9 protein-coding genes and 1 pseudogene are annotated in these 8,160 nt (G+C 74.8%); 7 read left to right on the top strand and 3 right to left on the bottom strand.

Features of this window, described 5'->3' with window-relative positions:
• The 4 genes from IEZ00_RS28285 to IEZ00_RS28270 all read left to right on the top strand — a co-directional run.
• A partial coding sequence (locus tag IEZ00_RS28285; protein ID WP_189226392.1) for a universal stress protein occupies nt 1-444 on the top strand: 444 nt, incomplete at its 5' end.
• Entirely contained in the window at nt 441-671 is a 231-nt protein-coding gene (locus tag IEZ00_RS28280) for a DUF1918 domain-containing protein (protein WP_189226391.1), read from the top strand. The genes IEZ00_RS28285 and IEZ00_RS28280, both read left to right, overlap by 4 nt.
• 53 nt (nt 672-724) lie before the next feature.
• Entirely contained in the window at nt 725-1,204 is a 480-nt protein-coding gene (locus IEZ00_RS28275; RefSeq protein ID WP_189226390.1) for a universal stress protein, read from the top strand.
• Nucleotides 1,201-3,792 carry a bifunctional acetate--CoA ligase family protein/GNAT family N-acetyltransferase gene (locus tag IEZ00_RS28270; protein ID WP_189226389.1) on the top strand — a complete coding sequence of 864 codons (2,592 nt, stop codon included), beginning with the start codon at nt 1,201-1,203 and terminating at the stop codon, nt 3,790-3,792. The genes IEZ00_RS28275 and IEZ00_RS28270 overlap by 4 nt, the downstream gene beginning before the upstream one ends.
• A 57-nt stretch (nt 3,793-3,849) precedes the next feature.
• Here the strand turns inward: IEZ00_RS28270 and IEZ00_RS28265 are convergent, their stop codons facing one another.
• From IEZ00_RS28265 to IEZ00_RS28255, 3 genes are all read right to left on the bottom strand, one after another.
• Nucleotides 3,850-4,539 carry a type 1 glutamine amidotransferase domain-containing protein gene (locus tag IEZ00_RS28265; RefSeq protein ID WP_189226388.1) on the bottom strand — a complete coding sequence of 230 codons (690 nt, stop codon included), beginning with the start codon at nt 4,537-4,539 and terminating at the stop codon, nt 3,850-3,852.
• A gap of 87 nt (nt 4,540-4,626) precedes the next feature.
• Complete coding sequence (locus tag IEZ00_RS28260; protein ID WP_189226387.1) at nt 4,627-5,220, bottom strand: TetR/AcrR family transcriptional regulator; 594 nt, start codon at nt 5,218-5,220, stop codon at nt 4,627-4,629.
• 53 nt (nt 5,221-5,273) lie between these two features.
• Nucleotides 5,274-6,266 carry an Acg family FMN-binding oxidoreductase gene (locus IEZ00_RS28255; RefSeq protein ID WP_189226386.1) on the bottom strand — a complete coding sequence of 331 codons (993 nt, stop codon included), beginning with the start codon at nt 6,264-6,266 and terminating at the stop codon, nt 5,274-5,276.
• Nucleotides 6,267-6,438: 172 nt separating this feature from the next.
• Here IEZ00_RS28255 and IEZ00_RS28250 point away from each other — a divergent pair, with 172 nt between their 5' ends.
• The 3 genes and pseudogenes from IEZ00_RS28250 to IEZ00_RS38035 all read left to right on the top strand — a co-directional run bounded on the left by IEZ00_RS28250 (nt 6,439) and on the right by IEZ00_RS38035 (nt 8,159).
• Nucleotides 6,439-6,807 carry a hypothetical protein gene (locus IEZ00_RS28250; RefSeq protein WP_189226385.1) on the top strand — a complete coding sequence of 123 codons (369 nt, stop codon included), beginning with the start codon at nt 6,439-6,441 and terminating at the stop codon, nt 6,805-6,807.
• Nucleotides 6,804-7,472: pseudogene (locus IEZ00_RS38350) on the top strand (DUF4389 domain-containing protein); the annotation flags it as partial. The gene IEZ00_RS28250 and the pseudogene IEZ00_RS38350, both read left to right, overlap by 4 nt.
• Nucleotides 7,473-7,841: 369 nt before the next feature.
• Nucleotides 7,842-8,159 carry a hypothetical protein gene (locus tag IEZ00_RS38035; RefSeq protein WP_189226383.1) on the top strand — a complete coding sequence of 106 codons (318 nt, stop codon included), beginning with the start codon at nt 7,842-7,844 and terminating at the stop codon, nt 8,157-8,159.
• The last annotated feature ends 1 nt before the right edge of the window (nt 8,160 follow it).

Here is an 8,160-nt window from a genome sequence, read left to right as displayed (position 1 = left end):
GACGGCGCTCAGGACGGCGCTCAGGACGGCGCGGTCGTCGTCGGCGTGGACGGTTCACCGGTCAGCGAGCAGGCCGTGGCGTTCGCCTTCGAGCAGGCCTCCTCGCGCGCGGCGCCGCTGACCGCCCTGATCGCCTGGACCGATCTGCCCACCGGCGGCGTCGACTGGGCGCGGGTGGAGCAGGAGCGGCGCCGCCTGCTCGCCGAGCGCCTCGCGGGATGGCAGGAGAAGTACCCGGACGTGCGGGTGACGCGGGTGGTCGTCCGCGACCGGCCCGTGCGGGCCCTGCTGGCAGCCGCGCGAGGCGCCCGGCTGCTGGTGGTGGGCAGTCGCGGCGCGGGCGGTTTCCAGGGGATGCTGCTCGGGTCGACCAGCCAGGCGCTGGTCAGCCACGCCCCGTGCCCGCTGGCCGTGGTCCGGCCGCGCGAGGAGGTGGCACCGTGAAGGCGCGGGTCGGTGACTGGATCGTCGTGGAGAGCGGCGCCACCGGCACGCCCGCCCGGCGCTGCCTGGTCGAGGAGCTGCGCCACCCCGACGGCACCCCGCCCTACCTGGTGCACTGGCTGGACACGGAGAAGCGCGGCCTGCTGTTCCCCGGCCCGGACGCGCACGTCGTGCCCGCGCCCCGCCCAGGGACGAAGGTCCCGGCGCGGTGGGACCGCCGCCACTGACCTCGCCTCCCGCCCGCCGCGATGCTGGTGGCAGGAGATCCGAGGAGTGGACTATGGACAGGAAGATCGTGGTGGGTGTGGACGGCTCGACCGCGGGCCGCACCGCACTGGGCTGGGCGGTCGAGGAGGCCAGGTTGCGCGGGTGCGCCGTCGAGGCGGTCCTGACCTGGCACGCCGACTACGGCATGGTCATCGACGCGCTGGCCACCGGTGTGGACCGCGCGGCGCTGGAGCAGGAGAGCCGCGGCGTGCTGCGCGAGGCGGTGGCCGGGTTCGCGGACGAGGTGCGGTCGGTGCTGGTCGAGGGCGATGCCAGGGACGTGCTCGTCCGGGCCTCCCGGGACGCGGAGCTGCTCGTGGTCGGCAATCGCGGCGCGGGCCCCGTGCGCGGAGCGCTGCTGGGCTCGGTGAGTTCCTACTGCGTGCACCACGCGCACTGCCCGGTGGTCGTCATCCGTCAGCCGAAGGCCCCGGTCGAGCCCGCGCCCGCCGCGGAGGCCAAGCCGGTCATCACCCCGGGACCGCTGCTGTGATCGGGCACGGGGGCGATCGCGCCCTGCTGGCCGACGGGTCCGTGGTGACGCTGCGCGAGCTGGGGCCGTCCGACGCCGACGCCCTGCTCGCGCTGCACCGCGATCTGCCCGCCGACGACCGCTACCTCAGGTTCTTCAGCGTCGCACCGCGGCAGCTGGAGGACTTCGTCGGCCGCCTCACCTCGCCCGGCGAGTTCGGGCACGTGGCCGTCGGGGCGCTCGACGGCGACGAGCTGATCGGCGTGGCCAGCTACGTGCTGGAGTCCGCCGACACCGCCGAGGTCGCCCTGGTCGTGTCGCACCGCCGCCAGTCGCGCGGCGTCGGCACGCTCATGCTGGAGCACCTGGTCTCGCTGGCCAGGCGGCGCGGCGTGCGCCGGTTCTGCGCCGACGTGCTCACCGCGAACTCCCGGATGCTGCGCGTGTTCACCGACCTCGGCCTGGTCGGCACGTCCACACCGGACAGCGACGTGGTGCACGTCGACCTCGGCCTCGACCCCGTCGGCACCTACCTCGACGCGGTGGCCGACCGGGAACTGGCCGCCCAGCGCGCCAGCCTGAGCCACCTGCTGCGGCCGGGGTCGGTCGTCGTGGTCGGCGCGAGCCGCAAGCGCTCGTCGGTGGGCAACGCGGTGCTGGACAACCTGGTGGCGGGCGGCTTCTCGGGCGCGCTGTACGCGGTCAACCCGCACGCCGAGCGGATCCTCGGCGTCGACTGCTACCCCAGCGTCGCCGACCTGCCCGAGGCGCCCGACCTCGCGGTGCTGGCCGTGCCCGCCCCGGCGGTGCCCGCGGTCGCCGAGGACTGCGGGAGGCGCGGCGTGAAGGCGCTGGTCGTGATCACCTCCGGCGTCGCGCCCGAAGCGCTGCTGGAGGTGGTCCGCCGCCACGACATGCGGCTGGTCGGCCCCAACTGCGTCGGCGTGGTCGGGCACCGGCTGGACGCCACGTTCACCCGAGGGCGCGTCGAGGAGGGCGGCGTCGGCGTGGTCACCCAGTCCGGCGGCGTCGCCATCGCCGCGCTCGACCAGTTGGCCCGCCTCGGCCTCGGCGTGTCGGAGCTGGTCTCCACCGGCGACAAGTACGACGTCAGCGGCAACGACCTGCTGCTGTGGTGGGAGCGTGACGAGCGCACCCGCGCCGTGGTGCTGTACCTGGAGTCGTTCGGCAACCCGCGCAAGTTCTCCCGCCTGGCCCGCCGGGTCGCCCGCCGCAAGCCCGTGCTGGCGGTGCGCGCCGCGAGCAGCGAGGCGGGGCAGCGCGCCGCGGCTTCCCACACCGCCTCCACCGCCACCCCCGCGGTCACCCGCGACGCGCTGTTCCGCCAGGCCGGGGTGACCGCCGTGGACGGCGTCACCGAGTTGGTCGAGGTGCTGGCCGCGCTGCACGCCACGCCGCTGCCCGAGGGCAAGTCGGTGGCCGTGCTGTCCAACGCGGGCGGACTGGGGGTGCTGGCCGCCGACGCCTGCGCGCGCAACGGCCTGGCCGTCGCCGAACCGGCCGAGGCCACCACGGCGGCGCTGCGCGCCCTGCTGCCGGACACGGCCAGCGCGCACAACCCGGTGGACACGACCGCGGTGGTGGACGACGGGACGTTCGCCCGCTGCCTGGACCTGCTGGTCGCCGACCCCGGTGTGGACGCGGTCATCACCGTCACGGTGCCCACCGCGCTGGGCGACCCGGCCGGTGGTGTCCACCGCACCGCCAAGCCCGTGCTGGCGGTGAGCTGCGACCAACCGGGCTCGGTGTCGCTGCGGGAGGACGGGATCGCCGTCTACGCCGACCCGGCGCGCGCGGCGGCGGTGCTGGCCGCGCTGGCCGAGCGCGCCGAGTGGCTGCGCCGCCCGGAGCCGGAGCCCGCGCGCCTGGAGGTCGACCTGGCCACCGCGCGCGACGTCGTCACCGGCCGCGACGGGTGGCTCGACCCGGATCAGGTGGTGCGGCTGCTGGCCGCGTTCGGCCTGCCGGTGCTGGGCGGTGTGCTCGTGCGCGACGCCGAGGAAGCCGTGGCGGCACAACGGTCCTACGGCTCTCCGGTCGCCCTCAAGGCCGTGGCGCACGACTTGCTGCACAAGAGCAAGGGCGGCGGTGTGCTGCTCGACCTGGCCGACGCCCACGCCGTGACCGAGGGCTTCACGTCGCTGCGCGAGCGGTTCGGCGACCGGTTGACCGGTGTGTTCGTCCAGCCGATGGCCGAGCGCGGCCGGGAGCTGCTGGTGGGCGTCGTCGCCGACCCGAGGTTCGGGCCGCTGGTGGTGACCGGCCTCGGTGGTGTCGACACCGACCTGCTCGACGACCGCGCCGCCGCGCTCGCGCCGCTGTCCGAGGCCGACCTGGACGACCTGCTGCACGGCTTCCGCGCCGCACCCGCGGTCTTCCGCGAGTACGACGAGGACGCCGTGCGCGACGTGCTGCGCCGGGTGGCCCGGCTCGCCGAGCTGCTGCCCGAGGTCGCCGAGCTGGACCTGAACCCGCTGGTGCTCACCGGCGACCGGGTGGTGGCGGTGGACGCCAGGGTGCGCGTCGCGCCCGCCGAGCCCACCGACCCGTTCCTGCGCAGGCTGCGCGACCCGAGGAGGGGCTCGTGACCACCACCGGCACCACGCGCCGGTGGGCTGCCGGGCGGGAGGAGCACGCCGCGGCGCTCACGCGCCGCGCTCGTTGACCACTTCGATCAGGACGTCGGCGGCGGGCGCGGAGGAGGCCGGGTTCTGGCCGGTGATCAGCAGACCGTCCCGCACGACGTAGGGCTGCCAGTCCCCGGTCTTGGAGTAGACGCCCCCGAGCCTGACCAGCTCGTCCTCGACCAGGAAGGGGACGACGTCGGTGAGCTGGACGGCCTCCTCCTCGGTGTTGGCGAACCCGGTGACCTCCCTGCCCGAGACCAGCGGGGTTCCGTCCTCGTCGACGGTGTGCCGCAGTACGCCGGGCGCGTGGCAGACCAGGGCCACCGGCTTGCCCGAGCGCAGGGTCGACTCGATCAGCCGGGCGGAGGTGGTGTCCTCGGCCAGGTCCCACAGCGGTCCGTGCCCGCCGGGGTAGAAGACCGCGTCGAAGTCGCCCGCCGACACCGAGTCCAGGCGCACGGTGTTCGCCAGTGCCCTGGTCGCCTCCGGGTCGGCCTCGAAGCGCCGGGTGTCGTCGGTCCGGAAGCCGGGTTCGTTGCTCTTGGGGTCCACCGGGGCCAGGCCGCCCTTGGGGGAGGCGAGCACGATCCGCGCGCCCGCCTCCTTGAAGCGGTAGTACGGAGCCGCCAGCTCCTCCAGCCAGAACCCGGTCTTGCGGCCGGTGTCGCCCAGCTCGTCGTGTGAGGTCAGGACGATCAGAACCTTCATGACGCACTCCTCGGTGATTAAGTAGACCAGTCTACTAGAACAGGCGGAAAGGAGCCCGTGCCCAGGATGGGCACGGGATCAGCCCGTCTACAGGCCCAGCAGCTTGCGGGTCACCGCTGTGGCGGTGTCCAGCGGTGCCAGGCTGCGGTGGATCTTGCACATGACGCTCGCGCCGAGCCACATGTCGTACAGAGCCTGCGCGACGGCGCGGGGATCGTCGTCGACGGAGAGGGAGCGGTCCGCCAGGCCGTCGGTGATGGTGCGCTCGATGCGGTCGACGATGGTGCTCGTGCCCTCCTTCAGCGTCAGGCGCATGGCCTCCGACAGGTCGGAGACCTCGGCGCCGAGTTTCACGACCAGGCACCTGCCCTGGCACCCCTCGGCGCTCTGGGTCTCCCGCCACTGCTGCCAGTAGGCCATCAACCGTTCGGCCGCCGACTGGCCGGACCGGGCCAGGACGGCGTCCATGTCCGCGACGTAGTCCGCGAAGTAGCTCCTCAGCATCGCTTCGCCGAAGGCGTCCTTCGAGGTGAAGTAGTGGTAGAAGGACCCCTTCGGCACGCCGGCCGCCGCGAGCACCTCGTTGATCCCGACGGCGGAGTAGCCCTTGTGGGCCATGATCCGTCGAGCGGTGTCGAGGATGGTCCGACGGGTGTCGGTGTTGCGCGTGGCGGCGGGCATGGGGGAACCGTAGCACTTGAGTAGACCGGTCGTCTAGAGGGTGGTCCGAGCGGTCACGCGGTGCCCCGGTCCTCGATGACCTCGTCCAGCGGGCGGCGAGGGGTGGGCGGCAGCGGGTCCGCGCCGAGCTCCGCCCAGCCGACGCGCAGCACCAGCTGCGGCGACAGCAGGCCGTCGAGCACCTCGTCGCGCACCCGCTCCCTGGTGGCGGCGACTTCCAGCGGCTGGCTCAGCGGGCACGACGCCAGGCCCGCCGCGGTCGCCTCCAGCAGCACCGCGCTCATCGCCTCGCCCGCGCGCAGCGTCGACAGCCGGTCGTCCGACGACGTGCCCAGCACCAGCAGGACCGCGCCGTCGTCCTCCCACTCGTCCGACCGGTCGGCCAGCTCGCCGCCGGGGAACTCCCGCAGCCGGACGTCGCCGTGCCGGGGCGCGCCCGCCGAGGCGTTGGCCGCGGGCACCCCGTCGGAGTCGGCGTGCCTGCCGCTCCAGGAGCGCACCTCCCACCGGTAGGCGGGATCGGCGTCCTGCCAGGCGGCGGCCTGCTCCACGGCGGCGACCAGTTCCAGCCGAGCGCGCGAGCCGACGATCTCGCGCAGCAGCGCGCCCTCCTCGGCGGCCCGGTCCTCCAGCAGCGACAGCACCGCCTGCGGCGCGCCCCACGAGGAGCAGCGCCGCCGGTCCGTGCGCCGCCGAGGGATCGCCGCGGCCATCGCCACCTCGCCCGCGGTCGGCTCGTGCTTGACGAACTCCACGGCCGCGAGGTGCTCGGGCTCGGCCGGGTTGGGCAGCCGGTGCACCACCGCGCGCCAGCCCAGGCCCGCCAGCGCGACGCGCAGGTGGTGCAGCGCCGCGCCACAGCTGAGCAGCAGGTCCGCCCCGGTCGAGTCGGTGGCGGGTACGGTGCGCGCCGGGTCGGCGTACAGGTGGACGCTGTGGTCCCCGACGCGCCACCGCCAGGGCTGCGTGTTGTGCACCGATGGCGCCCGGCAGGCCAGCGCCACGGCGGTCCGGATCGTCCCCTGGTCGGGTTGGCCGCGGTCCATCCGCTCCACCTCCGCGTTCTTCGTCCACCTCGACGGTGGCACCGGTGGTGGCGCCGTTCGCAGGGCCGGAGGTCCTGACAGGACAGGGACCACCGGGGCGACCAAGGACTCTGGGCCGGTTCCCCGCGCCGGACCAGGCTGGAGGTGCCGGAGCGCGGGAGGAGGACGGGACATGGACGCCGGGGCGGACACGCCGACGAGGACCGACGAGCGGCTGGGCGCAGCCGTGACGGCGGCCGAGTCGGTGGTGGTCAAGCTGGTCGCCCTGCCGTTCGCGGCGGCTGTCGGCGCGCAGGCGTGCGTGGCGCGTGCCGTGCACGCCGAGCGGTCGACCGCCCGCCCCGCCAAGGCCGCCCACCCCGTGCCCGCGCCCCTGACGCCCGAGGGCGTCGTGGCGACCGCGGCCGCCGTCGTCGAAGGCGTGTGCCTGGCGATCGGCGGTGGCGCGGCGCTGCTCTACGTGGTGGCGCGCGGCGCGCACGCGCGTGTCCGGCAGCACCGGTGGACCGAGGTCGAGCCGCAGTGGAGGCGAACGACATGACCACCTATCCCGTCCGCGTGCGCGGGCAGCTGGAACCGGGGCTCAGCCGCTGGCTGTGGCTGGTCAAGTGGTTCCTGGCCGTGCCGCACTACCTCGTGCTGGCGCTGCTGTGGCCCGCGTTCGCCCTGGCCGCCCCGGTGGCGGCGGTGGCGATCCTGGTCACCGGCCGCTACCCGCGCCCCCTGTTCGACTTCGCCGTCGGCGTGCTGCGCTGGACCTGGCGGGTCGCCTACTACTCGTTCGGCGCGCTGGGGACCGACCGGTACCCGCCGTTCAGCCTCGGCGCGGAGCCGGACTACCCGGCGACGCTGGACATCGCCTACCCGGAACGGCTCTCGCGCGGCCTGGTGCTGGTGAAGTGGCTGCTGGCGATCCCGCACCTGGTGGTCGTCGCGGTGTTCGCCGGGGGCGGCGGCTACCTGGCGCTGCGTGCCGGGGAGTGGGCGTTGAGCCCCGCGAGCGGCCTGGTCGGCCTGCTCACCCTGTTCGCGGGCGTGGCGCTGCTGGTCACCGGTCGCTACCCGCGCGGGGTGTTCGACTTCGTGCTGGGCATGGACCGGTGGGCGCTGCGCGTGGCGGCCTACGTCGGTCTGCTGACCGACGCCTACCCGCCGTTCCGGCTCGACAGCGGTGGGGACGAGCCCGGCGCGGCCACCCTGGACCCGCCCGCCACCGGCTCGGGCGGCACCGCACGACGCGCGGTGCCCGCGGTGCTCGGCATCCTGCTGCTGCTGACCGGGTTCGGCGCCTCCGCGGCGGGTGCGCTGGCGATGTGGGCCGACCAGACCCAGCGCGACGCGGGCGGTGCCATCACCACGCCCGCCCAGCACCTGCACACCGACGGCTACGCCCTGGAACTGGGCACGGCCGAGATGAACTGGACCGACGCGGGATGGGTGGTCGGCGAGGACTGGCTCGGCCGCGTGGGCATCCGGGTCGACGCCGACGCGTTCGCGGGCATCGGCCCCACCGCGGACGTCGAGCGCTATCTGTCCACAGTGGACCGCGATCGACTCGCGGAGCTGGGCGGCTAGGTGGTCTACCGGCACACCAGCGGCACCGCGCCCGCCACCGCGCCGCAGGCGCAGTCGTTCTGGGTCGCCTCGGGGATCGGCGGTCTCGACTGGACCGCCCGCCCCGGCAGCTGGACCGCCGTGGTGATGAACGCCGACGGCTCGCGCGTGGTCGACACGCACGCGCACGCCACGGCGACCCTGCCCGCGCTCGCGCCGCTGTCCTGGTCGCTGCTGGGCGCGGGCGCTCTCCTGCTGTTCCTCGGCGGCGGGCTGGTCCTGTTCGCCGCTACCCGACCACGGGACGACACCGACGCAGATCACCGCGTCGGCGGGTGAC

This window comes from Saccharothrix coeruleofusca (assembly GCF_014648515.1).
In the GTDB taxonomy this organism is placed as follows: Bacteria; Actinomycetota; Actinomycetes; order Mycobacteriales; family Pseudonocardiaceae; genus Actinosynnema; species Actinosynnema coeruleofuscum.
Note: the sequence above shows the minus strand (reverse complement) of the source record. Positions and strands in the feature narration are given on the sequence as shown.

Bases quoted from the DNA above. Each gene is read 5' to 3' on its own strand.
- IEZ00_RS28275 (WP_189226390.1), top strand. From the start codon at position 725: ATGGACAGGAAGATCGTGGTGGGTGTGGACGGCTCGACCGCGGGCCGC.
- IEZ00_RS28265 (WP_189226388.1), bottom strand. From the start codon at position 4,539: ATGAAGGTTCTGATCGTCCTGACCTCACACGACGAGCTGGGCGACACC.
- IEZ00_RS28260 (WP_189226387.1), bottom strand. From the start codon at position 5,220: ATGCCCGCCGCCACGCGCAACACCGACACCCGTCGGACCATCCTCGAC.
- IEZ00_RS28255 (WP_189226386.1), bottom strand. From the start codon at position 6,266: ATGGACCGCGGCCAACCCGACCAGGGGACGATCCGGACCGCCGTGGCG.
- IEZ00_RS28250 (WP_189226385.1), top strand. From the start codon at position 6,439: ATGGACGCCGGGGCGGACACGCCGACGAGGACCGACGAGCGGCTGGGC.